Genomic DNA, 22,547 nt, shown 5'->3' on the forward strand with positions numbered 1-22,547 from the left:
CCCTAATACAATGAAAACACATCCCATTCTAGAGCAACATCCAGAACGCAGAACCAAATGTTTAGTCTACACCCGAGTTATGGGCTACCATCGTCCCGTAGAAAGCTTTAACATTGGTAAAAAAGGAGAACACAAACAACGCACCCATTTCAATGAATGTAAGTGCTAACACACCCATTTACAGTATAACTCCATTTACTCTATTGGATTATCCGCATCAGTCGGCCTGCATTCTTTGGTTTGCAGGCTGCAACATGCGGTGCCTGTATTGTTACAACCCCGAAATAGTGTTGGGAAAAGGAAAACTAAGCTTTCAACACGCCCTAGATTTTCTCCAAACTCGAAAAAACCTACTCGATGCTGTAGTCTTAAGCGGTGGTGAATGCTTATTGCATAAAAAAAGTATCGAGTTTATTGCAACCGTCAAAAAAATGGGCTTTCTAGTAAAAATAGACACCAACGGTTCTCAACCCAAAGTACTCCAAACCCTTATCGACGAACAAACCATCGATTATGTCGCATTGGATTTCAAAGCCATGCCCAACACTTTCGAAAAAATTACGCAATCCAATTTGTTCGATACTTTCGAACAATCCCTCGAATTTCTGCTCTCGCATTCTGTCCCCTTCGAAGTGCGCACCACCATCCACTCCGACTTAATTTCTAAAGAAGACCTCACAGCAATGGTTCATTATTTGGAACAAAAAGGCTACCAAGGCCAATACTATATTCAGTATTTTGTAAATGAAGCTCCAACCCTAGAAAAAATGGGCTATTCCCAGCGCGAATTAGATTCAGAATCCCTTTCCACAGCCACCATCAAAATAGTGATTCGGAATTAAATCATTCAAATACTAACAAAGACTTAAAGTCATTACGTTACATTTTAGAATTTCTTTCTATAAATTAATTATCTTTACTTTTAGTAAATTAAAAAAATCATGGAAAATCTAATTTCAAGAATCACTATAAATGCAGATGTTTGTCATGGTAAGCCTACTGTGAGAAACATGAGATGGCCGGTGGAAGTAATTCTGGATATGTTAGGCTCCGGCATGGAAATCAATGAAATTCTAGAAGATCATCCAGAATTAGAAAAAGAAGATATATTGGCTTCCATTTATTACGCCAAGTTATCTATATCAGGAGATATTTTAAAAGAAGTGAGTTAATGAAGTTTATTTGTGATGTTCATATTTCTTTAAAACTAGCAAAACACATATCCAACCAGGGTTTTGAATGCATTCATGTAAACACCATTCTGGACAAGTGGTTTACAACTGATAGCGCAATTGCTAAATATGCATATCTTTATAACCATACACTGATTACAAAAGATTTAAACTTTAAAAATTCCTTTCTAAAAAGTAAGTCCCCTAAAAAACTGGTAAAAATAAATTTGGGAAATATTTCAAATCAAGAATTGATGATTATTTTCGATCAATTTATAAGCGAAATTGAAACAATAGATAAAAACAACAATCGCTACATGATTGAAATTGCTTCTCATTTCTTAAAAGTCACCTATTAATCAACAAAACCTTTCACCCTCCAATCTTAATCATGCTTCTATTCTGTGAGAATAAATCGGGATTTTGAAACTTGGCATCATTGTCCATACCACCTCGCATCGCGTGCTTGGATTGAATATTTTCATAAATAAGCGGTTCGATCGCTTCTCCAGCTCTCAAGGTGGGCAACAAAGCCGTTTCTGAATTGGAAAATAAGCAATTTTTTAATTTCCCATCGGCCGTTAATCGAATGCGGTTGCAGGTGCTACAAAACGGATTCGTAACCGAACTGATGATCGAGAAACTTCCTTTAAACCCATCTATCTTATAATTCTTAGCTGTATCGTTAGGCTGATCTTGCATTCGTAGCAATTGGGTTTCCGAATAGACCGAATGGACTTGTTGGATGATTTCGGCATAGGAAACGAGTTTTTCTTTGTTCCATTGATTGCCATCAAAAGGCATGAACTCAATAAAACGAATTTGAAGATTTCGTTCTTTTGTCAAGGCAATAAAATCTAAAATCTCATTGTCATTACATCCTTTAATTACCACGACATTCAATTTGACTTGGAAATCATTTTGCTCAAGTAATTCTATATTATTAATTAATTTATCAAAAGAATCTCTGCGAGTAATGGCTTTGTATTTTTCTTTTTGCAAACTATCAATGCTTACGTTTAGTGCTTTTATTCCCGCTTTTTTAAACGTCGGGATAAAATCGTGTACCAAAAGTCCGTTGGTCGTCAAGGTAAGTTGTACACCCAATTGTCCCAATCGTTCAATAATGGAATGCGCTTCCTTACGCACCAAAGGCTCCCCACCCGTAAGTCGAATTTTGGTCACGCCCAAATTCACAAACGTTTGAGCAATGGCAATAATCTCCTCTTCGGTCATTAAATGTGGTCTTGGCGTTAAAGCAATTCCTTCGGCAGGCATACAATAGGTACATCTCAAATTGCATTTTTCGGTAATCGAAATGCGCAAATAAGAATGATTACGATGATGCGTATCCTGCAATAAAAGGAAATTATTGACCATGATTGAAGCCATTTAAGAGTTTAAACAAATGCAACACTGATGGAAAAACAGCATCCATAGATTCGCTAGCTCCTGCCGTAGAACCCGGCAATGCCATGATTAACGTATTGCCCTTAAACCCCACAACGCTTCGAGACAACATGGCATAAGGTGTACGCTGTTGTCCGTACGAACGAATCGCTTCTTCGATGCCAGGAATTCGTCTATCTAGTAACGGAATCACTGCCTCAGGTGTCACATCTCGATTGGATAAGCCTGTGCCACCCGTTAAAATAATTAAATCTTTTTGGTCTTCACAGAGTTGGTGGATAGTAGTTTGAATGTCTTTGATTTCATCTGGAATGATGGCATAATGAGACACCCTTAAACCTAAATTCGCTACTTTATCAGTGATGACTTTGCCTGCACGATCTTCTTTTTTACCTGCAGCAACACTATCGGAACATACGATGACCGCTACGGATACATCCAATCTTTCTTTGGTACCAAAATCGGATTTACCACCTTTTTTGTGCAAGAGTTTGATGGTTGAAATTTCGACTTGTTTATCGATAGGTTTGAGCATATCATACATCGTCAAGGCTACAATAGAAGCGCCGTGCATGGCTTCGACTTCAACGCCTGTTCGGTAAATGGCTTTTACCGTTACGCTTATTCGTACGGAATCTTCCAGTAATTCGTAGTCAATTCCGGTGTATTCAATCGGCATAGGATGACAGTCCGGAATGGCATTCGAGGTATTTTTTACCGCAAACAAACCAGCAGTTCGGGCCACTTCCAATACGTTACCTTTGGGTACCGTTTTGTTTACAATTGCTTGCATTGTAGCGGGTGTTCCAACTTTTACAATAGCCTGAGCGGTTGCGGTGCGTTGTGTTATTATTTTATGGGTGATGTCTACCATTTTGGATTTAGGAATTAGAAATTAGAAATTAGGAATTTGGGATTTGGAATTTGAAATTTGGAGTTTGGAGTTTCAGCATTACAACCAAAATTTTAAGTCAAACTATGTTGTTCCCCCTTTGGGGGCTGGGGGGCTATTCTCTTTCCAAACATAGGTTTCGTCTTCCAAAATTTCTTTTCCGAAAACGGGGGCTTTTTCTTTGATTTCCTCTACCAAATATTCCAAAGCTTCGTAAACTACTTTACGTCTTGGGGCCGAAACAAAAACAAAAAGGCAAATTTCGCCCGCATGCACTATACCTAAGCTATGGTAAATATGCATACAAGTCAGCTCGAATTTTTCAAAAGCCGATTCGCGTATGGTATGGAAAGACGCTTCAGCCATTTCTTCATAAGCCGAATAGTCAATAGCCATTACTTTATTCCCGTTGATTTCGTCGGCACGCACTTGTCCGAGAAAAATGTTATGGGCTCCAATGCTGGTTTTGCTTTGGTGCTTGGCGATAGAATTTCCAATGAACTCGGCGGTAATTTGTCCTTGGATAAAAGAACTTTTGTGCCCCTTATCAGGTTTCACCGAATGGGAGGGAGCAGTATCTGGAACTGAATTTTCTTTTTTACTCATATTTTTTATTTTTTGGTAACAATTGACACATAGTTATATCAACTATTATTTTAATTATGTTGGATTGGTAAAGGTATTTACCACATAGAATCATAGAATTCATAGTTGTTTTAATTAAGAAAAAATAGACGTTTCACTATTCACATAGCTTATCTATGTGAGAAATAGTACTATTCCTATTAGGTCTTTAACTCGTTATACATACACTATGATTCTATGTGGTTATACTTTTATTTTGGTTTTTCAATGATACTATGCCTTTTTCCAAATGGGAAACACTAGTAAATCCACAATTTTCAAGATACTGCATCGCTGCAAGACTACGCTGTCCGCTTTGGCAAAACAGTATTATTTCCTGATTTTTATTCAAATTCTCACTGTACGCTGCTAGTTGTCCCAAAGGAATCTTGATGATATTCGTTCCTTTATACTCAGGAAGTTCCTCCACTTCCCGAACATCAATTACAACTATTTCGGGATGGTTGCATTTTTCTAAAAAAGCTGTTGCAGTTAGACCGTTTTTCTGTTTTGTAGCATTCAATACCTGATTCCCTTTGATAAATCCTTTTTCAATCGCTTTTTGATTTTTAGCAAAAGCAATAATTTGGGTTTGACAACATAAAGCGTCATAGATCAATACTTTTCCAGACAACACCTCTCCTATTCCTAAAATAATTTTCAGTACTTCGGTGGCTTGAAAACTTCCCAACATCTGAGATACTACTCCCAGTACTCCCGACATTTCGCAACTCGGAATGGTGATTCCCTCTTCTTTTTCAGGAAACAAACAACGATAGGAAGGTCCGTTTTGATAATTAAACACCGAAACCTGCCCTTGAAATTTATGAATGGAAGCGTATACGACTGGAATTCTTTTGGCCACCGCCACATCGTTAATCAAATACCGAACATCAATGGCATCGGTACAATCGACAATGATTTGGTACTTTTCTACCATAGCCGCAGTATTGGATTCAAAAAATTCAGGAAAAACGACTATATCTACTTCAGGATTTAATGCTTGTAAGACCTGTTTAGCTGCAACAACTTTGGACTTCCCAACATCCGAAATTGTATATAATGACTGACGATGCAAGTTGGATTCGTCCACCACATCTCCATCTGCAATTCCGATATGTCCTACACCAGCCATTACTAAGTTCTGCAAAACTGGACATCCCAAACCACCAGCACCAATGACCAAAACACGAGCGTCTTGTAGTTTTTGCTGACCTAGCGCTCCCACTTCAGGAAGAATGATTTGTCGGGAATAGCGGGTGTTGTTTGGCATTTTTAAAATAATTTAATTAAAAATAAATCTATTAATTTTAAACATTTAAGACATATAAGTCTAATTTTCCTTGAATAAGTCTTAAAGAAAAAATGAAGTCCATAAAAGTAAATCCTAGTATTCAAGCTCAAAAAAAGTACTAGATTATCTTTTTCATTCTTTGATTTATTAGCAACTCATAAAAATAAAATTCCTTTTTCAACGCTCTCCTATGAACTTTTGTGCTCACTTATTAATGAAGTAACTATTATAATTAAAAACTTATTTGACTTAAATGTTTCATTTTTTTTTAAGTGATTTGTAAAAAAGGTGCTTTATCATCCACCTGCAAAGGGAGGCAAAAAAGCAATAACATCGGCTTCTTTTAAAGCAAGGTCATCATTACAAAGTGCTTGATTCAAAGCGATGCTGTAGGCCGTTTTTTGAAAAGTGGGAAAGCGATGTTCTACAGTGCTTTTCAATCCCAAAAGCGTGGTCACATCAGCATTCAACTCCACTTGTTCTTCGTTGCAATGGGTTATTTCTGCCAGCAAACCAAAATATTTTAGGGTAACTCTCATTGATTTAATTTTTTATATTCTTCTGGCGTATTGATATTTTGCAATTGCGCACTCCATTGTGTAGGGACATTGATAGTTTGGTGTGTGAGTTCGTCCACAAATCTTCTTACTTTGAGTTGATTGCCCGCTAAAAGTTCAGGTAACAAAATGCGCACTGATCGATCATACACCGCCACTAATGGACTTGGCTTCTCATTAACTTGCACTTGCGTCATTTGATAGGCATCTGAGTGAGCATCGACCAACCACTGTAGCAATTCGGATGAAATCATTGGGACATCCACACTCAAAATCAAATTCCGTTTGGTCGTTGAATTTTTCAAAGCGGTATATAATCCGCCAAGAGGTCCTTTATTGGAAATGATATCCGAAATTCGGGTTACGCCCAAAGCATCGTATCTTTCATCCGAAGAAACTACCACAATATTATTCCCAACCACGGGTGTTACCGCAGCGAGAATATTGGCCACAAAAGATTGCCCATTGATCTCCAAAAACCCTTTGTCTGCACCCATTCGTTGGCTTTTTCCTCCTGCTAAAATATAAGCGGTGATGGTGTTTTCCATAAATTGAAAGATTAAAAGATTGAAAAATTGAAAAAAATCTTGTAGTTGTAAAAGCTGGTACTCATTAAACTACTTGCTTCAAGTTGTTTTCTATTTTAGGCAGTGGTGTATAACTTAAAAATCGCAATTCCTAAAACCATAGCCAAAACATATCGCAACTGATTGGTGTTCATTTTTTTACTTCCAAAAAAAGCACCCAACAATCCTCCTACAAAAACAATAGCAATCAATGGTAACGAGGCTTCAGGCACGACACCGCCGTTGGACACAAACCCGATTAATCCCGAAATGGAATTCACCAAAATAAATAATGCCGAAACAGCGGCGGTTTGTTTCATATTCGCCCAACCCAAAAGCAACAGCACCGGGCTCAAGATAATGCCGCCTCCTATTCCTAACAAACCCGACAAAAAACCGATTACCGCCCCAATACACAATGCCAAAGGAAGATTTACCGCTCTTAATTCTGTTATTTCTTTTCCGAAAAACCCAAGTAATCTTAGTACTGCAAAAAACAAAACTGTAGCCAAAATTATTTTGTAATAAAAAGCGTTGATGGTCAAAAAACCTCCTAAAAATGAAAAAGGTATGGAGCTAATGGCAAAAGGATAAAACAGCTGCCAGTTCATTTTTTTCTCTTTGTAAAAAAAATAAAATGATACTGCTGAAACCAGAATATTCAATACCAAAGCCGTAGGTTTCATAAAAGTCATGGGTAGCGCAAATAGGCTCATTAGCGCCAAATAACCACTTGCCCCTCCATGTCCCACACTCGCATACAAAAATGCAACAATAGGCAATAAAAGCAACAAAAGTGGTGACTCAAAAAGTGTGGCAACTGTCATAGATTTTGTTTTTTTAATTGTTCGTCTAAAAATGTCCAACAAGAACGATTGATACTTTCAAAAGAAGCGATTAAAGATTTACCATAAGGAGTCAACACCGTTCCACCACCTAGTTTCCCTCCAACCTGAGTAGTTATTAAAGGACTTGATGCAGCCTTGTTGGATTCATCGACTAACTTCCACGCTTTTTGATAGGACAGATTCATCGCTTTTGCCGCTTTGTTTAGCGAACCCGTTTCATCAATTAACTTTAGCAAATGTACTCGGCCTTCGCTAATCAAAACTCCCTCTTCGGATTCAATCCAAATTTTACTTTTTATTTTCAATGGTTCTTTCGTTATCTTTTATCAAATATAACGAAAAGTAATATGTCTCTACCATGAATCACATCACAAAATAATATTTTTACCAAATATTTAAAAAAGAAAGTTTGAAATTGAGATTATAGCACGTATACCTACCATTTGTTTCTAACGTTTAAAAATAGCTCTAAACTGGTACAATAATCGTTCTATTAATCGTAAATCCTCAGTTATAATATCTGCTGTTCCTGACATTTCTTGCTGAAAATTGATTTGCTTTTTATAGGAGGTTTCTAATCCTTGCGGAAGCGAAACGTTAATCAATAAATTACCTTCTTTATCAGGAGTTAAGGATATTGCTTTTATACTCCCTTTTATCATTCCAAATTCGCGGTCAGGATAATTGGCTAATCTAATATTAACGGTTTGTCCCATTTTTATTTTTCCTGAATTTTGCGCAGGAGCTCTTAATTTACCAATATAACCGTTTTCATTTTTTGGAATTATTGCAAATACATTATCACCAGTATTTACAGTTTGATTTTCTGCCCAAAGTTGTAAGAAGCTAACTTTTCCATTTATAGAAGACCGTAAAACATAGTTTAACTCCCAATCTTTAATCGCTTTTTTAACACTAAAAAAAGCTTGAACAACATTTCGTTCTAAATTTATGGTTGCGGTACTTTCATTTATTTGAGTGGTTTTACTGTTTCTATTTAACTCGTTTAAAGATGATTTTAATTGTGAAATAGTACTCAAAAAGCTTTTATAATTTTTTTGAGATTGCAAATAAGCCAATCGTTGCTTTTCCATTTCTTGAGAAGCAATAATCCCTTTTGCATATAATTTTTCGTATCGATCTAAATCACTTTTTAATAGCACCAACTCATTTTGATTAATGCTTTTTTGAGACTCTAATAAACTCAACCTTTCTTTCAGTTGAATGGCCTCATAGTTTTGTGCCGAGCCTTCCACTTGATAGGGTTGTAATTTAGTATTCAATTCATCAGCGATACTTTCTTTTTGAAACAGAGCAAATACACTTTCTATTTCGACGAGTTGCGCCGAGTTGAATTTCTCAAACGGAAACTTACTTTTATCAATATCAATGGTATCAACAATGCTTTTTAATAAAAATACATCTTTATAATTTGCCGAATTTTCAATAACTGCAAGAGGCGTATTTTTTAGAATAGTTGCTTTGTCTTTTACTAAAATAGCTTCAATTTTGCCAGGTACTTTGGCAACTAATTTCTCAGGCGGAATATTGGTTGTAATCACAATTTGTGTAGTGATTATATCTGGATATTTTATAAACCATGAAATTAAAAGCAAAATCATTATAAAACCAAATAGTATGGTATTTCCCCATCTTAAAATTGCTTTTGGAGGGTCAGAAAGCACATCTCTAACTTCTTCACTATATATTTTTAAACCATCATTAAGCTCTTCCATATTAATTTCCTAATTCTAATTGATTTTTTACCAACTCATAATATTTTCCTCTAAGTTTGGCTAAATCATTATGATTTCCTTGCTCCACAATTTCGCCATTTTCAAGTACAATAATAGTGTCAGCATTTTTTACCGTACTTAATCTATGAGCAACAATTATAGCTGTTTTTCCAGTAATAAATGCATTCAGGTTTTCCATTATCACTTTTTCATTGTTGGCGTCTAACGCACTTGTTGCTTCATCAAAAAATAGATAAAAAGGGTCTTTATAAACGGCTCTCGCTATCATAATGCGTTGTTCTTGTCCACCGCTTAATCTAATCCCTGATGTGCCTAATTCAGTATTGAATTTATTAGGTAATTTTTGAATAAAATCATCAATATTCGAAACAAAAGCAGCATTGTTTAATTTATCTCTGTCAATCATTTCATTTTGTTCGGATTCTGATATATTTCCTGCAATAGTGTCATTAAACATAAATGTATCTTGCATAACTGCTCCACAATTCATCCGCCAGAAATCATTATTAATACTATTGAGATCTATTGAGCCAATGTTAATACTACCTTTTGTCGGCTCATAAAACTTTAACAATAATTTCATCAAAGTAGTTTTACCGCTACCACTTGCTCCAACAATGGCAGTAGTTTTGCCCTCTGGAATAATACAATTAATATTTTTCAAAACAAAAGGTGTCGATTTTCCACCATATCTATATGATAAATCTTTTATCTCGATTGTTTTAGTATCGGGTAATTCATTAGATTTTTTGGCAGTGGCTAAATCCTCATCATCTCTAGTATGTACTTGTGATAATCGCTCTAAACTAATTTTTGCATCTTGCCAAGTTTGAATAAACGTTATAAAATTACTTAAAGGTAAATTTAATTGTCCCACAATATATTGAGTAGAAATCATCATACCCAAAGTTAGATTACCTTCAACTACTGCTTTTGCAGCTAAAAAGGTGATAACTATGTTTTTAATTTCATTAATAAACGTAGCACCAATAGATTGATATTGTGCCAACTTCAATGTACTTATTGAAGTTTTAAAAAGGCTAATCTGATTAAATTCCCATTTCCAGCGGTTTTTCCTTTGCGAATTATTAATCTTTATTTCTTTAACGCCATTTATTATTTGTATTAAAGAGTTTTGACTTTGTGAAGCTTCATCAAAACGTTTATAGTCTAGTTCTGCCCTTTTTTTTAAGAAAAAAAATGTCCATCCAACATAAAGTGTACCTCCAATTATGAAAACAAAAAATATAGTTAAATTATAATACGCTAAAATGCAATTGAAAATGATAAAGGTTATCATTGAAAATATCATATTCAAAGTGGCAGAAGACACAAAGTTCTGAATACGAGTGTGGTCTGTTATTCTTTGTAAATGTTCTCCCGTATTTCGTGTATCGAAATACGAAACAGGAAGTTTGAGCATTTTAAATAAAAAAATCAGAAATCATTTTAATATTAAAACGACTAGTAATATGTATTAATAGCCATTCTCTAAAAATACTGACTAAAGTTTGTGAAAATATTAAAACCAGCTGTGATATAAGAATCAAATAAATAAAAGAGATATCGCGATTATTAACACCAACATCTATAACTGTTTGCATCAAGAATGGTAATATAAATTGAATAATGGTCGCAACTATTAATCCAATAAATAACTGACGAATTAACTGTTTGTAAGGTCTAAAATAAGGCAGCAAAAACGAAAATCCTTTTGTTTTAGTTTTGTCTTCTTCCAAAGCATAAAACTTTGGGCTCGCTTCTAATAATAATACAAAACCTGTATCATCCGTTGTATTTGTCCAAGCTTTTTTAAAGTCTTCATGCGAATAGGTAAGTAAACCTTGAGCAGGGTCGGCAACGTATATTTTTGTTTTACTAGTTTTATAAACTACAACAAAGTGCTTTTGCCTCCAAGGCACAATAAATGGTGTTGGTGCTTCGGTAACTAAACTCTCTAATGAAATACGCATACCCAAAGTACGCATTTCGATAGCTTCGGCTGCTTCTGCAATGCCAGCCATTGTAACCCCCGTTTTGGTAATACTAGCTTTGTCACGCAAAAACTCTCTTGAAAATGTTTTGCCGTAATGTTTTGCTATCATCCGTAAACAAGTTGGACCACAATCTCTGTAGTCCAATTGCTTAAAATGGGGAAAATTATTTTTCAGCATTTATTTTTTACTTTCATTTATCAATTTCCAAACACTATCATTGAAATTGGTTTTGTTGATCCCTGTTATTTTCTCAAGGACTTTAAAATAATTCTCATTTGTTTTTTCATATTTTCCGCAACTCAGCAACTCCATAACAGCTGGGAAACCTTTTTCTTTTTCTGTTTTTTCAACGATTAATGCATTGATAACATAGCCAACAAGCAAGTGTTTTTCTTTACTTTCCCCAAAGTTATAAAATTGTTCATATAAAGAAAGCCAATCCGATTTCGGGTTTGAACTTACTTTTTCTTTAAATGTTTTTAGAATTTGTTTCCAACTCATTCCCCAACTTCCACCATAAAGATAAGCACATCCTTCATCAACGGGTTTGTTTATTATGCTTGTAGAAACTACATTGTGTAGTCTTTCATGCCATAAATCATGTGAATCAAAAACATCAAAGTTGGCATTATCTGTTGCACTTGCTATGAGTAATGAATTATTTTCAATAGCTGTAAATGTACTTGATGTTTTACTATTGTATAATAGTTTGTAATTAACGCCAATAGCTCTGAGCATTTCATTCATATCATCGAATCCGTACCATTCAATTATTTTATTGTTTGATTTTAGCTTTTTATCAAATAGTGCAACATTTTTTGCATATTCTTTAGTGCTTTTATCATTTAAAATATTTTTATAATAAAAAGTAATCCCGTCTATTTTCTTACTTTTCCATAAAAAAGCATTGCGTTTCAAAGGAGAATTAAAATAGAATTTATTGTCTTTCAATTTTGCCAAAATTTCAAAACTAGCTACTAAGATTGGAGAGTTTTCATTTATGCCAATATAGGAAATTTGAACTAAAAAGGTTGAATTCTTAAGTGGTAATATGTTTGTTAAATAACTTTTGTAAAAATTATCATCTTTAAATTTTCCGCTTTTTTCTATCATTTTCATTTCATCTAATAGAACCGATGTTTCTAATAAATCTTCTTTTAAAACAAAAAAGTTTTCGTTATTTGATTTATCTTTCAAATTTAAAAATTCATTTAGTGATTTTATCAGTTTATTAGAAACAATAGTGTCTTTCGGTAAAATTATGTTTGGCTGAATTATTATTGGGTTCTTTTGAGAAAAAACAAAAGTTGCAGTTCCTAGTAATATTATTGAGAATAATAGTTTTAGTTTCATTTTTTTTAATTTGTGAATTATTTTATTCATGCCATTTTTTTTGATATGGATACATTTCATAAATAGTATTGTCTTCATTTATAGAAAATCCTTTTTTTGAGTCTTCCTTAGATTCATCTACTAGTCTAGAAACATCCTCTTTCTTATTAATTCTAGCTAAACAGATGGCTTTGTAGTATTTAACATCTGAAAAATTGGGATAAGTTTTCAATGCTTTATCAAAAGTAATTATAGCTTCATTATATTTTTTTTGTTCATATTGTGAAATTCCATAATAAAAATAGGCAGTTGGGTGTTCTAGTCCTTGACGATTTTTATAAATATCATCAATGTATTCTTTAAAAAGAATTTCTGCTTTATTATACTCGTTCAGTTGTAAGTAGGACAATCCTATATAAAAACTATAGGTATGATCCATTCTATAACCATTTCCATATTTTTTTATGCAATCTTCAAAATCAATAATTGCCTCTTTATAAGTTTTGGCAAAAATACATTTGATAAAAGCCCTATAAGGTTGCCATTCTTTTGGATCGTATTGTACTGCTTTATCAATATATTGCATCCCCACTTCATATTTTCTAGCTTTAAAATATGGCATAGCTTTTTGTTGCCATAGATAGGCTATTGTACTATCTTTTTTTAGCCCTTCATCTAAACAATTTTGCCATTCCGACATTTGATAATTATAATTACAGTTTTTTGCACAATTATTCAAAAATTCTTCAATTATTGCGTCTTGCTTTTTTTTAATTTCTATCAAGTTAGTTTGTGCATAGGTAGAAACTGTAATTTGTAGTAATAAGGATAAGAATATATTTCTCAATTTTTATTTAGTTAAGTTCTTTGAAGTTTTTAAATGTAAAATTATATGTTTGATTGCTGTAATCAAAATGTTTAGTCTGGATATGCAAAGGATTGATTTAATCAAAACCTACATAGAATGGTTTGGAAAGGAAAGTATAGATTGTCTCTTGGCTGATAGAGAGTTTGTCGGGGATAAATGGTTAGAGTTTCTAAACCAAAACAATATTAGATATTACATTAGAATCAGAAATAATTTCAAAATTTATTCTTATCAAAAACAGCAAGAGATTAAGGCTTTTTGGTTGTTTAACAATTTAAAAATAGGAGAGTTTTATCATTATCCGAAAATTGTGGAGTTACATAGTCAAAGATGTTATCTTTCAGGTAGTAAAACCATTGATAGGAACGGAAAACTGGAGTTTTTAATTATTGTTTCATTCAATAAACCGGAGCAAGCAATGGTTTATTATAAACAAAGATGGCAGATTGAAACTCTTTTTAGAGGATTAAAAAGTAGTGGATTTAACATAGAAGATACACATGTGACCGATTTAGAAAGATTGGAAAAACTATTTTCTCTAACAATGATTGCTTTTGTATGGTGTTATAAAATTGGTGACTTTTTGGATGAAAACATCCAAAAAATAATAATAAAAAAACATGGCAGAAGAGCAGTAAGCGTATTCAAATATGGATTAGATTATTTGTCAAAATTTCTTTTGACAGGATTTAAGTCTTTAGAAAACAATCTGTTTTGCTTTTTGTCATGTACTTAAATGTTTTTTCTAAAAAATTCGTTTCATTTAATTTCATTCACAACGTTCACTTTGCTTTTTGAAAAATAAATGTATAAATAATTTTAGTTTTCAAAGAAAATAGAAATGTTTCATAGAAAAGGAAACTAAAGTATCTTTTTTTGATTACTATAGTTCATTTCTTACTTTAGCTAAAAAATAATAATTATGACTTTAGGAACAAAACTCTATAATCTTAGGAATAAAAAAGGGGTTTCATTAAAGAAAATGGCAATAGAACTTCATATCTCTAAATCGGCTATTGGTAAGTGGGAAGCTGATAAATCAAAACCCAGTGTAGAAAATTCACTTAAACTATGCGATGCTTATGAAACGAATCTTTACGAATTGCTTGAGGATGTTTCTAATATAAATTTTTCTAAAGCTAAATTTAGAGGGCATTCTTATGCAGGTTATGCAGAAAATTTTAGAGTAAATAATTCAACTCCACTGGAATTAATGGACAGTATAATTGCTAACCAAAACAAAATTTCTGTTTTGGTAGAGTTACAAAATGAATTATTTGTTAGTTTGTTAAGGAAAAAGAAATCAGTTTTATAGTTTTTTTGTTTTTATTTCTCATAAATTACCTTGCTAATAAGTTTAGGATACATAAATAATCAAAAGAATCACCATAATATGTCTTTGTATTTTATGGTGATCAATAAAAGAAACAGTTATGAATCTAAAAAAGAAAGTTTGAAATGGAGATTAAAACAAATACACCTGTACTGCTTCTCCTTTTTTTAATTCATAATTCCCATCGGGGACATACACCAAGGCATTGGCTGATGAAAATGAATTCAACATCGAAGAGGCCTGATGTGATAAAACACGCACTCCCTCCTCAGTAATAAAAGACTTTAAGAATTGAGAACGGGTGTTTTTAACCTCAAAATCATGCATTAAATTTTGTTTTTTTAAGGAATAATACTGATGTTCCTCTCCAGAAATAGCCTTTAAAGTAGGCAACACATATACATAAAAACAGGTCAAACAAGCCGCTGGATTGCCAGGCAAAGCAAAAATCAATTTATCCATTAACTTCCCTGCATAAAGAGGTTTTCCGGGTTTTTGATTCACTTTATGAAACAAAGTAGTTACTTGCAATTCTTGAAGGGCTTGGGCCACAAAATCGTAATCGCCTACTGATATTCCCCCAGAAACTAAAATCACATCATGATTGGCAATCGCTTCATGAAGGGTGTTTTTAGTGCTTTCAAAATCATCTTTTACTTTATAGAGCGTCACTTCTTGATAAAAACCATCCAACAAAGCCGCTTGTAGCATGACACCATTGCTTTCATATACTTTTCCATAAGTCAAGGGTATGCCCGCGGAAAGTAATTCGTTACCGGTTACTACGATTCCCACTCTTGGTTTTTTAAATACCGGAACAGTAGTTATCCCTAAAGCTGCCAAAAAACCTATGGCAGCGGCATCTAACTGAGTGCCTTTTTCTATGGCTAGCTCCCCTTTTTTGATTTGCTCCCCAATGGGGCGAATGTTATCCTCGAGTTGTGGCGTACTTTGTAGTGTCAAAACCGATTGTGTTACAGCCACTTTCTCTATCGGAATCATGGCTTGGGCCGTGTCGGGTACAGGTGCGCCTGTGAAAATCTTTACCGCTTGACCTGGCTGCATCACAAAAGATTCAGCATCACCCGCTTTAATTTCTCCAATAATTTCGTAAGTCAACCTTTCATGAATGCAAACTACATAACCATCCATCGCTGACTGTCGAAAAGGCGGCATATGAATTGGAGAAAGTATAGGTTGTGCTACTATCTTTTTTCTAGCCTCAAGCAAAGTACAATTTTCTACTTGAGGTGTGGGTAGATTATTTTGTAAAATAGAAAACGCTTCTGAAACAGTAATCATGAATATCCTTTTTTGATCCTTTCAAAAGTACAATTCCCATTTGGTTTACAAGGATTAAAATGTAACATAAATTACATTTATTGTTGTTGTTTATTTCCCGTAGGCAAATAATACAGCCATCCAAAACCAATTAAAAAAATGACAAAAGACGCTATAAAAGCAGGAATTAATATCTCTCGATTATTTTCTAAAGCATTGTTCAACGCAGCATACAACAACCAAATTTGGATGGTGACATTTAGTATTAGTATAAATATCAGCGTAGAGAGTATGTTATTTAATTTATTGGGGTTCGCTTGATTCTGACTTGTTCTAAAAGTACTCATACGTTTTTTGTTAGATTAAACAACTTTAGCTTCCTGTTGGCCTGCTTTTACATAGATATCATTCCCTTTTAAAAACACTTCTAAATTTGGTAACGCTCTTGGCGGAGGGCCGGCAAGTACTTCTCCAGTTTTGGCATCAAAAGAGCCATTATGACAAGGACAATAAATAACATCCGTACCAGGTTTATAAAAAACGGAGCAAGACAAATGGGTGCATTTTTGCTCATAGGCTTTAAATTCCCCCGATTCTAAATGAATTAAAATATAAGGAATGGTACTTCCTTCAATCACAAAAGCGCGAGTACCTCCTACAGGAATTTCCTCTTTTTTACATACAAAATGTTCGCCCTCTACTTCTTCTTTGGGGAGTATATAAGCTTTGGCAGCAACTAGTCCACTTCCTACCATTAATCCTCCGGAGACCAAGGTAAGAAACTTGGCAAAATCGCGGCGACTCACATTACTCGCTTGTTGTTTGAGAATTGGAAAATCTTTTTTCCAATTTTTATTTAAGTTATCTTCTTTTGACATAAGACAGTTTTCGGTTTTCAGTTTTCAGTTTTCAATGTGTTTCGAAATTTCCCATTCGGATGTTAGAGGGCTTATCTAATAAATGATTAATTCCGTACTTCCTTTAGGCATCATAATATTCACTTTGGTATTTACTACTTCTTTACCAAAAACAAACGTATTGATGGGGGTGCTATTAGGTCTCATTTCTTCGATTTCCGCTTTTGTGCCATAAAACAAAGCTCCACTAGGACACACAGTTGCACACATGGGTTTTTTGCCAATACTTGTTCGATCATAACACATGGTGCATTTCATCATCAAGTCATAAGATTCTTCCTTTTTGGGAACGCCAAAAGGACAAGCCATCACACAATTGGAACAACCGATACATCGCTCGGTATTGGCGGTATGCACTATTCCAAATTCATCTTTTGAAATGGCATCTGCTGGGCAAACATTGGCACACACTGGATCCTCACAATGCATACAAACCTGCACCGTAGTTTGGATGGTCGACGCTCTATCTACATAATTGACATGAATCATGGAATCTTGCCCATTGGTTTCACATTCGGCACAAGCCATTTCGCAAGCTTTGCAGCCAATGCATCGTTGCATATCTACAAAAAATTCCTCGTTTGTATTGAAACTAGTGTAATTCATATTTCTTTTTTATAGATTAAACACTGGCAAATGCTGTTGATTCTTTAGAAGGTCCTGCTATTTCTTTAAGAGGTTCCAAATGGCAAGCGCAAACTTTAAATTCGGGTATTTTAGAAATTGGATCTAAAGTTCCCGGTGTTAATTGATTGGCTGATTTTTTTCCGGACCAATGATACGGGATAAAAACAGTATCCTCTCTGATGGTTTCCACGATATTCGCTGGAAAAATTCCTTCCCCTCTTCGGGTGGACACTTTCACCAATTCTCTTTGCTGAATCCCATATTGCTGAGCTAATTTGGGATGAATTTCTAGTAAAGGTTCTGGAAATTGATCGACTAATTTTCCTATTCTTCGGGTTTGCGTACCACTCAAATACTGAGAAACCACTCGACCTGTAGTCAAAACGACTGGATAATCGGCATCGACTACTTCGCCTGGCAATTTATAAGGTGCTGGATTAAAATGGGCTTTCCCATCGGGAGTTTTAAATTTTTTATCTTCCCAAAGTCGAGGTGTTCCGGGGTGATCTTCGGTAGGGCAAGGCCAAAAAATCCCCATATTATCTTCGATTCTTTTATAAGTGATTCCGTTATAATCGGCGGTTCCTCCTTTGGACGCTACTCGCAATTCATTAAAAATGGCTTCACTATTGTCGTAGGTAAATTTATCTTTGGCTCCCAAACGATCTGCCAATTCTAATAAAATGGAAGTATCTGTTCTTGCATCTCCCGGAGGGGTTACCGCTTGACGAATGCGGATGACGCGCCCTTCTGCCGAAGTGGTGGTACCTTCCTCCTCTTCTTGTAAAGAACCCGCCAAAATCATGTCGGCATGTCGAGCTGTTTCATTCAAGAAAAAATCGATGCAAACATAATATTCTAATTTCTCTAACGCTTCGCGAACGTAATTGCTGTTCGGCAAAGACACAAGAGGGTTGAAACAAATCGAAATCAATCCTTTAATTTCTCCACGATGAATGGCTTCTATAATCTCATAGGCAGACAATCCTTTTCCTGGTAAGTCTTTTTCATTGATTCCCCAAACCTCCGAAATATACTTTCTGTGTTCTGGATTTTCGATATCTCGATTTCCAGGCAATTGGTCGCATTTATGACCGTGCTCTCTACCGCCTTGACCATTTCCTTGCCCTGTTATCGTTCCATAACCACAATAGGGTTTCCCGATTCTACCCGTAGCCAATACGAGATTGATACAGCCTAGTACATTGTCCACTCCTTTGGAATGGTGTTCTATTCCTCGAGCGTGTAATAAAAAACTAGTTTTAGCTTTGCCCCATAATTCGGCCGCTGCTTTTATTTTATTCTTATCGATTCCGGTTACTTCCTCCGCCCATTCAAGTGAATAATCTTTGACAGCATCAATGGTTTCTTGAAATCCAGAAGTATAATTATCAATAAAATCGTGATCTAAGAGATCATGATCGACTAAATATTTTAACATGGCTCCATACAAGGCAGAATCTGTTCCTGGACGTACATCCAAATGAATATCGGCTGTTCTTGCTAGAGGAATCATACGAGGATCAACCACAATGATTTTAGCCCCACGATCACGAGCTTTCCAAATCCAATGGGTTAAGGTGGGAAACGTTTCGCTAATATTGGCTCCCGCCACAATAATTACTTCAGCATATTCTAAATCGGAATAATTATTAGAGGCTCTATCCAAACCAAAAGCTTTTTTATTACCCGCTCCTGCGCTCACCATACACAAACGACCATTGTAGTCTAAGTTTTTGGTTTTCAAAGCGACTCTAGCAAATTTACCGACCAAATAACTTTTTTCATTGGTCAAGGAAACACCTGAGAGCATCGAAAAAGCATCTTTCCCATATTTTTCTTGAATACGTTGAATCTCTGAAACCGTTTTTTCCATGGCGTCATCCCAACTAGTAGGCATAAATCCCTGTCCTTCTACCCTCTTTAAAGGTGAGAGTAATCGGTCGGGGTGGTTGTTTTGCAAATAGCGTTGTACGCCTTTGGGGCACAATCTGCCTTCATTAAACGGAAATTCCATCCAAGGTTCAAAACCAACCACTTTGTTGTCTTTGACCAACAATTCGATACCGCATTGCATGCCACAAAAACAACAATGGGTTTTTACATTTTTATCGGGTTCATCTCTACCTTCATAGCCATCTTTCGGAGCATAATTCAAATGTGGACCAAACTTGGCAATAATGTTTTCTTCTGCGACTGGTAATTTTGCCATTTTATATTTTTTACAATTGTCAGTATTCCGTTCCTTGCTTCTAAAATCTAAATTCTATCATTTACCTCATCATCCTGAGCGGAGTCGAAGGCTAACTTCTAACTTCTGAAATTATCCAAACAAATTCCCCCCCGCTTGTCTTGCCTTCAAATGGGCTTGTGCCAATCGTGATCTTTTGCCTTCTGGACTCAAATCCAAATGAGAAGTACCATCTTCATGCGAAAAATCGAATCCTAATTCTTCTGTAACCGTTTTCAAGTCTTGGATGTGCAATTTGGTAGCAAATTCTTCTCCAGTATGAGGACATACGGCCATACCCATTTTCATGCCTTGTTTTTTATAGATATGTGCACCAATTTGAGCGGGTCTTTGAATGATGTGAAAAAATTTTCCAAAGGGAATCCAAATCAAAAACAAAATCACGGTAACGGCATGTAAAACCGCCAAGAAATCAAAAGCGAATCCTTTCATAAATTGATACGAATAGGTCAATCCTAAACCTGTAACTGAAATAGCTATCAACAAAATCAGCGGCAATAAATCCCCTTCAAAAGTTTGAGTAGCAATCAAACCGGGATTGGTCAAACGTCTTCTTAAATAATATAAAGACCCAAAAATTACTAAATAAGAAGACCAATTCAAGGCATGAAAAGTTAGAAACGCCATAATGGAATCGAGTTCAAAATCCATTACTTTAAATCCAAAGAAATAGGCTTCATAGGTAGCAATCGTATTGGGTGCCATAGCAAAGTGAATCCAGCCGAAGGTGAGTGGAATGGTAATCAAAAAAGCAGAGGTACAGCCCACGGCTATCATAAAATGCGCCACCCAACGGTATTTTCCTCTAGGATAAATAAACTTTTGAAAAGCGATATTTTCAATAGACTCTTTGGTAGCAAACCAAAAATGAGAAAACACCTTTCCAGTTACCAAATAGGTAATGCCCCTTTTGAAATAAATCCAAGTGGGCGGTCTTTGTAACCACACCGAATAGCGATAGACAATTCCGAAAAAAGCGAAAACAGTTCCAAACAAATATGTAATTAAAGCCGCATCGAAATTTTGCAATTTTCTAGAACCAAAAAACACCAAGGCAATCATCACGATGGAAAGTCCTGTTGCTATTAATAAAGCTTTAGTATTAAGATTTTTATTTTTCATTGTATAACATAACAAATTAAAACTCTTAGATTTTACTTCTAACTTGGTTTCTCACAACCTTTTCTATTGTAAAACCACCAATTGATGATAGTAGCTAAGATACAAAAAAGAATGAGACCTATAAAAAATTGATTAACAGTACCATTAAGTGTTAAATTACCCCCAATAAGTTTAGAAAAAATGAATGGTCCAAATGCAGCAATCGCAGCCGTCCAACCAATAACTCCAGCAGCCTGACGTTGGTTATCTGCAAATATGATAGGGTATTGTCTAAAAGTTCCTGCATTACCCACACCAGTAAAAAAGAACATTAAAAATATAACCCCTACAAACATTGGGAATTGGTCTAAACTAGTTGGCGCTACCAAACCTTGGGTAATCAAAACAATAGCTCCTCCAATAATCCCAACTCCTGTCAGCGTTGTCAATATAGCCCCTCCCACTTTATCAGCTACAAAACCAAAGGCAACACGGCTCGCGGAACCAATTAATGGTCCATAAAAAGCATACACTAAAGGATCAGGAGCATTGGGAAAATCACCATATAAAAACTTAATCATCAAGGGAAATGCTGCTGATAGTCCTGCAAAAGTTCCAAAAGTCATGACATAAGTTATGGTACAATACCAAGTATGTTTGTTACCAAAAATATCCATTTGTTCTTTTATAGAAGAATGCATCGGGATACTTCTCAGAAAAAACCAGCTGATAATCGATAAAATGATAAGAAATGGAACATACCAAAAGGCTGCCGATTGAATATAAATGGATTTATTTACGACAGCTTTAGTATCAGGGCTCAACTGATTCATTATCTTTTCAGCTAATTTTGGATTAGCATTTGCCATAACTTTGGCTTTTGCTTTGGCGGGTAATGCAACAAATAGAGTCGCATCATCAGTAGTACTAATAGTAGCTTTTACTGAATCTAGAACCGCAGGTTTTACAGATGACAATAATGCGGTTTGTACTTGTGGTTCTAATGCACTAAATGCTTCTTTTTGTTTGGTTGACTCGACAGTTTTAAAAACGGACAGCGCCTCTTTAGCATCAATACTGGTAGAAACAGCACTAGCGCCATAAAGGCTAACACCCAAAATAAGCGGGGTAACAAATTGAGCCAAAGACACCCCAAAATTACCAATACCCGCTTGAATACCCAATGCGGTTCCTTTTAATCGTTTAGGAAAAAACAAACTTGTACTGGGCATATAAGATGAGAAATCTCCACCACCAAAACCACAAGTAAAAGCTAATACTGCAAATACCCAAAAAGGTGTACTCGTATCCATAACTGCAAATCCAATACCTATTACAGGAATTAACTTGATTAAAGTTGCCCATGCTACCACGTGTCGTGTACCGAAAATTGGCAAAATAAAGGTGTGAATGATTCTAAGAAAACCAGCAGCTAAACCAGGAATAGCCACCAACCAAAACAATTCATCTTTTGAAAATGCAAATCCAAGTCCAGGTAATTTTACAGCAATGACACTCATCATGAACCACGAAGCAAAGGATAAGATTAATGAAAGTGTAGTAATGGTGAGTGTTTTCCATGCGATTGCACTACCGGTGTTTTCCCAAAATTCATTGTCCTCTGGTTCCCACTTGTCTAGCCATGTTTTCATATGATGTTTATTTACTGTTAGTACTATTTGAAAATTATTATTTTGAATAACCTAAGCTTGTTCTGCAA

Annotated in this window: 26 protein-coding genes; 6 read left to right on the top strand and 20 right to left on the bottom strand. The window is 35.1% G+C overall.

Translation table 11 applies throughout. The features are described 5' to 3' along the window. Positions 1-10 precede the first annotated feature (10 nt). From nrdD to ACSVH7_RS13775, 4 genes are all read left to right on the top strand, one after another. A complete protein-coding gene (gene nrdD / locus ACSVH7_RS13760) occupies positions 11-169 on the top strand; it encodes an anaerobic ribonucleoside-triphosphate reductase (RefSeq protein ID WP_157490620.1) in 159 nt (52 codons plus the stop codon). Beyond that, the gene (locus ACSVH7_RS13765) at positions 153-842 is read left to right on the top strand and encodes an anaerobic ribonucleoside-triphosphate reductase activating protein (protein WP_438067267.1); all 690 of its coding nucleotides are present in this window, start codon (positions 153-155) and stop codon (positions 840-842) included. The genes nrdD and ACSVH7_RS13765 overlap by 17 nt, the downstream gene beginning before the upstream one ends. A 99-nt stretch (positions 843-941) precedes the next feature. After that, positions 942-1,172 carry a DUF433 domain-containing protein gene (locus ACSVH7_RS13770; RefSeq protein WP_315154478.1) on the top strand — a complete coding sequence of 77 codons (231 nt, stop codon included), beginning with the start codon at positions 942-944 and terminating at the stop codon, positions 1,170-1,172. After that, entirely contained in the window at positions 1,172-1,531 is a 360-nt protein-coding gene (locus tag ACSVH7_RS13775) for a DUF5615 family PIN-like protein (RefSeq protein WP_438067268.1), read from the top strand. Before ACSVH7_RS13770 ends, ACSVH7_RS13775 begins: the two co-directional genes overlap by 1 nt. A 13-nt stretch (positions 1,532-1,544) precedes the next feature. Here ACSVH7_RS13775 and moaA read toward each other — a convergent pair whose 3' ends face one another. From moaA to ACSVH7_RS13840, 13 genes are all read right to left on the bottom strand, one after another. Next, positions 1,545-2,552, bottom strand: a complete 1,008-nt coding sequence (moaA, locus tag ACSVH7_RS13780; protein WP_438067269.1) for a GTP 3',8-cyclase MoaA — start codon at positions 2,550-2,552, stop codon at positions 1,545-1,547. Beyond that, positions 2,542-3,456 (bottom strand): bifunctional molybdenum cofactor biosynthesis protein MoaC/MoaB, encoded by a 915-nt coding sequence (gene moaCB / locus ACSVH7_RS13785; protein ID WP_438067270.1) that lies wholly within the window; start codon positions 3,454-3,456, stop codon positions 2,542-2,544. The genes moaA and moaCB overlap by 11 nt, the downstream gene beginning before the upstream one ends. A 102-nt stretch (positions 3,457-3,558) precedes the next feature. Continuing rightward, positions 3,559-4,080 carry a molybdenum cofactor biosynthesis protein MoaE gene (locus ACSVH7_RS13790; RefSeq protein ID WP_438067271.1) on the bottom strand — a complete coding sequence of 174 codons (522 nt, stop codon included), beginning with the start codon at positions 4,078-4,080 and terminating at the stop codon, positions 3,559-3,561. A gap of 214 nt (positions 4,081-4,294) precedes the next feature. Beyond that, complete coding sequence (locus ACSVH7_RS13795; protein WP_438067272.1) at positions 4,295-5,371, bottom strand: ThiF family adenylyltransferase; 1,077 nt, start codon at positions 5,369-5,371, stop codon at positions 4,295-4,297. Positions 5,372-5,688: 317 nt separating this feature from the next. Then, on the bottom strand, positions 5,689-5,931 hold the full coding sequence (locus ACSVH7_RS13800) for a MoaD/ThiS family protein (protein WP_438067273.1): 243 nt from the start codon (positions 5,929-5,931) through the stop codon (positions 5,689-5,691). After that, complete coding sequence (mobA, locus tag ACSVH7_RS13805; RefSeq protein ID WP_438067274.1) at positions 5,928-6,497, bottom strand: molybdenum cofactor guanylyltransferase; 570 nt, start codon at positions 6,495-6,497, stop codon at positions 5,928-5,930. The genes ACSVH7_RS13800 and mobA overlap by 4 nt, the downstream gene beginning before the upstream one ends. 95 nt (positions 6,498-6,592) lie before the next feature. Beyond that, positions 6,593-7,342, bottom strand: a complete 750-nt coding sequence (locus tag ACSVH7_RS13810) for a sulfite exporter TauE/SafE family protein (protein WP_438067275.1) — start codon at positions 7,340-7,342, stop codon at positions 6,593-6,595. Beyond that, complete coding sequence (locus ACSVH7_RS13815) at positions 7,339-7,668, bottom strand: winged helix-turn-helix domain-containing protein (RefSeq protein ID WP_438067276.1); 330 nt, start codon at positions 7,666-7,668, stop codon at positions 7,339-7,341. The genes ACSVH7_RS13810 and ACSVH7_RS13815 overlap by 4 nt, the downstream gene beginning before the upstream one ends. A gap of 144 nt (positions 7,669-7,812) precedes the next feature. Then, positions 7,813-9,099, bottom strand: a complete 1,287-nt coding sequence (locus tag ACSVH7_RS13820; RefSeq protein ID WP_438067277.1) for an HlyD family secretion protein — start codon at positions 9,097-9,099, stop codon at positions 7,813-7,815. A gap of 1 nt (position 9,100) precedes the next feature. Then, positions 9,101-10,543 carry a peptidase domain-containing ABC transporter gene (locus ACSVH7_RS13825; RefSeq protein WP_438067278.1) on the bottom strand — a complete coding sequence of 481 codons (1,443 nt, stop codon included), beginning with the start codon at positions 10,541-10,543 and terminating at the stop codon, positions 9,101-9,103. Position 10,544: 1 nt separating this feature from the next. Next, positions 10,545-11,294 carry a cysteine peptidase family C39 domain-containing protein gene (locus ACSVH7_RS13830; RefSeq protein WP_438067279.1) on the bottom strand — a complete coding sequence of 250 codons (750 nt, stop codon included), beginning with the start codon at positions 11,292-11,294 and terminating at the stop codon, positions 10,545-10,547. After that, on the bottom strand, positions 11,295-12,500 hold the full coding sequence (locus ACSVH7_RS13835) for a hypothetical protein (RefSeq protein ID WP_438067280.1): 1,206 nt from the start codon (positions 12,498-12,500) through the stop codon (positions 11,295-11,297). After that, positions 12,493-13,296 (bottom strand): tetratricopeptide repeat protein, encoded by an 804-nt coding sequence (locus tag ACSVH7_RS13840; protein WP_438067281.1) that lies wholly within the window; start codon positions 13,294-13,296, stop codon positions 12,493-12,495. The genes ACSVH7_RS13835 and ACSVH7_RS13840 overlap by 8 nt, the downstream gene beginning before the upstream one ends. 49 nt (positions 13,297-13,345) lie before the next feature. Here ACSVH7_RS13840 and ACSVH7_RS13845 point away from each other — a divergent pair, with 49 nt between their 5' ends. Together ACSVH7_RS13845 and ACSVH7_RS13850 are read left to right on the top strand one after the other, a co-directional pair. Then, positions 13,346-14,053 (top strand): IS4 family transposase, encoded by a 708-nt coding sequence (locus ACSVH7_RS13845; protein WP_438067282.1) that lies wholly within the window; start codon positions 13,346-13,348, stop codon positions 14,051-14,053. Positions 14,054-14,239: 186 nt separating this feature from the next. Next, entirely contained in the window at positions 14,240-14,632 is a 393-nt protein-coding gene (locus ACSVH7_RS13850) for a helix-turn-helix domain-containing protein (RefSeq protein ID WP_438067283.1), read from the top strand. A 150-nt stretch (positions 14,633-14,782) separates the two neighbouring features. On the opposite strand, the gene ACSVH7_RS13855 is transcribed toward ACSVH7_RS13850, so the two are convergent. The 7 genes from ACSVH7_RS13855 to ACSVH7_RS13885 all read right to left on the bottom strand — a co-directional run bounded on the left by ACSVH7_RS13855 (position 14,783) and on the right by ACSVH7_RS13885 (position 22,479). Next, the gene (locus ACSVH7_RS13855; RefSeq protein ID WP_438067284.1) at positions 14,783-15,952 is read right to left on the bottom strand and encodes a molybdopterin molybdotransferase MoeA; all 1,170 of its coding nucleotides are present in this window, start codon (positions 15,950-15,952) and stop codon (positions 14,783-14,785) included. 77 nt (positions 15,953-16,029) lie between these two features. After that, positions 16,030-16,278 (bottom strand): DUF6755 family protein, encoded by a 249-nt coding sequence (locus tag ACSVH7_RS13860; RefSeq protein ID WP_438067285.1) that lies wholly within the window; start codon positions 16,276-16,278, stop codon positions 16,030-16,032. Positions 16,279-16,293: 15 nt separating this feature from the next. Further along, positions 16,294-16,809, bottom strand: a complete 516-nt coding sequence (locus tag ACSVH7_RS13865) for a Rieske (2Fe-2S) protein (RefSeq protein ID WP_438067286.1) — start codon at positions 16,807-16,809, stop codon at positions 16,294-16,296. A gap of 75 nt (positions 16,810-16,884) precedes the next feature. Then, positions 16,885-17,454 carry a 4Fe-4S dicluster domain-containing protein gene (locus tag ACSVH7_RS13870; RefSeq protein ID WP_438067287.1) on the bottom strand — a complete coding sequence of 190 codons (570 nt, stop codon included), beginning with the start codon at positions 17,452-17,454 and terminating at the stop codon, positions 16,885-16,887. A 16-nt stretch (positions 17,455-17,470) separates the two neighbouring features. After that, on the bottom strand, positions 17,471-19,687 hold the full coding sequence (locus ACSVH7_RS13875) for a molybdopterin oxidoreductase family protein (protein WP_438067288.1): 2,217 nt from the start codon (positions 19,685-19,687) through the stop codon (positions 17,471-17,473). A 111-nt stretch (positions 19,688-19,798) separates the two neighbouring features. Further along, positions 19,799-20,848: an MFS transporter gene (locus ACSVH7_RS13880; RefSeq protein ID WP_315147890.1), complete on the bottom strand. Its 1,050-nt coding sequence runs from the start codon at positions 20,846-20,848 to the stop codon at positions 19,799-19,801. A gap of 38 nt (positions 20,849-20,886) precedes the next feature. Continuing rightward, entirely contained in the window at positions 20,887-22,479 is a 1,593-nt protein-coding gene (locus ACSVH7_RS13885) for an MFS transporter (protein ID WP_438067289.1), read from the bottom strand. Positions 22,480-22,547: the final 68 nt, after the last annotated feature.

Source organism: Flavobacterium sp. TSSA_36 (genome assembly GCF_051547165.1).
GTDB lineage: Bacteria > Bacteroidota > Bacteroidia > Flavobacteriales > Flavobacteriaceae > Flavobacterium.

Bases quoted from the DNA above. Each gene is read 5' to 3' on its own strand.
- nrdD (WP_157490620.1), top strand. From the start codon at position 11: ATGAAAACACATCCCATTCTAGAGCAACATCCAGAACGCAGAACCAAA.
- ACSVH7_RS13765 (WP_438067267.1), top strand. From the start codon at position 153: ATGAATGTAAGTGCTAACACACCCATTTACAGTATAACTCCATTTACT.
- ACSVH7_RS13770 (WP_315154478.1), top strand. From the start codon at position 942: ATGGAAAATCTAATTTCAAGAATCACTATAAATGCAGATGTTTGTCAT.
- ACSVH7_RS13775 (WP_438067268.1), top strand. From the start codon at position 1,172: ATGAAGTTTATTTGTGATGTTCATATTTCTTTAAAACTAGCAAAACAC.
- moaA (WP_438067269.1), bottom strand. From the start codon at position 2,552: ATGGTCAATAATTTCCTTTTATTGCAGGATACGCATCATCGTAATCAT.
- moaCB (WP_438067270.1), bottom strand. From the start codon at position 3,456: ATGGTAGACATCACCCATAAAATAATAACACAACGCACCGCAACCGCT.
- ACSVH7_RS13790 (WP_438067271.1), bottom strand. From the start codon at position 4,080: ATGAGTAAAAAAGAAAATTCAGTTCCAGATACTGCTCCCTCCCATTCG.
- ACSVH7_RS13795 (WP_438067272.1), bottom strand. From the start codon at position 5,371: ATGCCAAACAACACCCGCTATTCCCGACAAATCATTCTTCCTGAAGTG.
- ACSVH7_RS13800 (WP_438067273.1), bottom strand. From the start codon at position 5,931: ATGAGAGTTACCCTAAAATATTTTGGTTTGCTGGCAGAAATAACCCAT.
- mobA (WP_438067274.1), bottom strand. From the start codon at position 6,497: ATGGAAAACACCATCACCGCTTATATTTTAGCAGGAGGAAAAAGCCAA.
- ACSVH7_RS13810 (WP_438067275.1), bottom strand. From the start codon at position 7,342: ATGACAGTTGCCACACTTTTTGAGTCACCACTTTTGTTGCTTTTATTG.
- ACSVH7_RS13820 (WP_438067277.1), bottom strand. From the start codon at position 9,099: ATGGAAGAGCTTAATGATGGTTTAAAAATATATAGTGAAGAAGTTAGA.
- ACSVH7_RS13825 (WP_438067278.1), bottom strand. From the start codon at position 10,543: ATGCTCAAACTTCCTGTTTCGTATTTCGATACACGAAATACGGGAGAA.
- ACSVH7_RS13830 (WP_438067279.1), bottom strand. From the start codon at position 11,294: ATGCTGAAAAATAATTTTCCCCATTTTAAGCAATTGGACTACAGAGAT.
- ACSVH7_RS13835 (WP_438067280.1), bottom strand. From the start codon at position 12,500: ATGAATAAAATAATTCACAAATTAAAAAAAATGAAACTAAAACTATTA.
- ACSVH7_RS13850 (WP_438067283.1), top strand. From the start codon at position 14,240: ATGACTTTAGGAACAAAACTCTATAATCTTAGGAATAAAAAAGGGGTT.
- ACSVH7_RS13855 (WP_438067284.1), bottom strand. From the start codon at position 15,952: ATGATTACTGTTTCAGAAGCGTTTTCTATTTTACAAAATAATCTACCC.
- ACSVH7_RS13860 (WP_438067285.1), bottom strand. From the start codon at position 16,278: ATGAGTACTTTTAGAACAAGTCAGAATCAAGCGAACCCCAATAAATTA.
- ACSVH7_RS13865 (WP_438067286.1), bottom strand. From the start codon at position 16,809: ATGTCAAAAGAAGATAACTTAAATAAAAATTGGAAAAAAGATTTTCCA.
- ACSVH7_RS13870 (WP_438067287.1), bottom strand. From the start codon at position 17,454: ATGAATTACACTAGTTTCAATACAAACGAGGAATTTTTTGTAGATATG.
- ACSVH7_RS13875 (WP_438067288.1), bottom strand. From the start codon at position 19,687: ATGGCAAAATTACCAGTCGCAGAAGAAAACATTATTGCCAAGTTTGGT.
- ACSVH7_RS13880 (WP_315147890.1), bottom strand. From the start codon at position 20,848: ATGAAAAATAAAAATCTTAATACTAAAGCTTTATTAATAGCAACAGGA.
- ACSVH7_RS13885 (WP_438067289.1), bottom strand. From the start codon at position 22,479: ATGAAAACATGGCTAGACAAGTGGGAACCAGAGGACAATGAATTTTGG.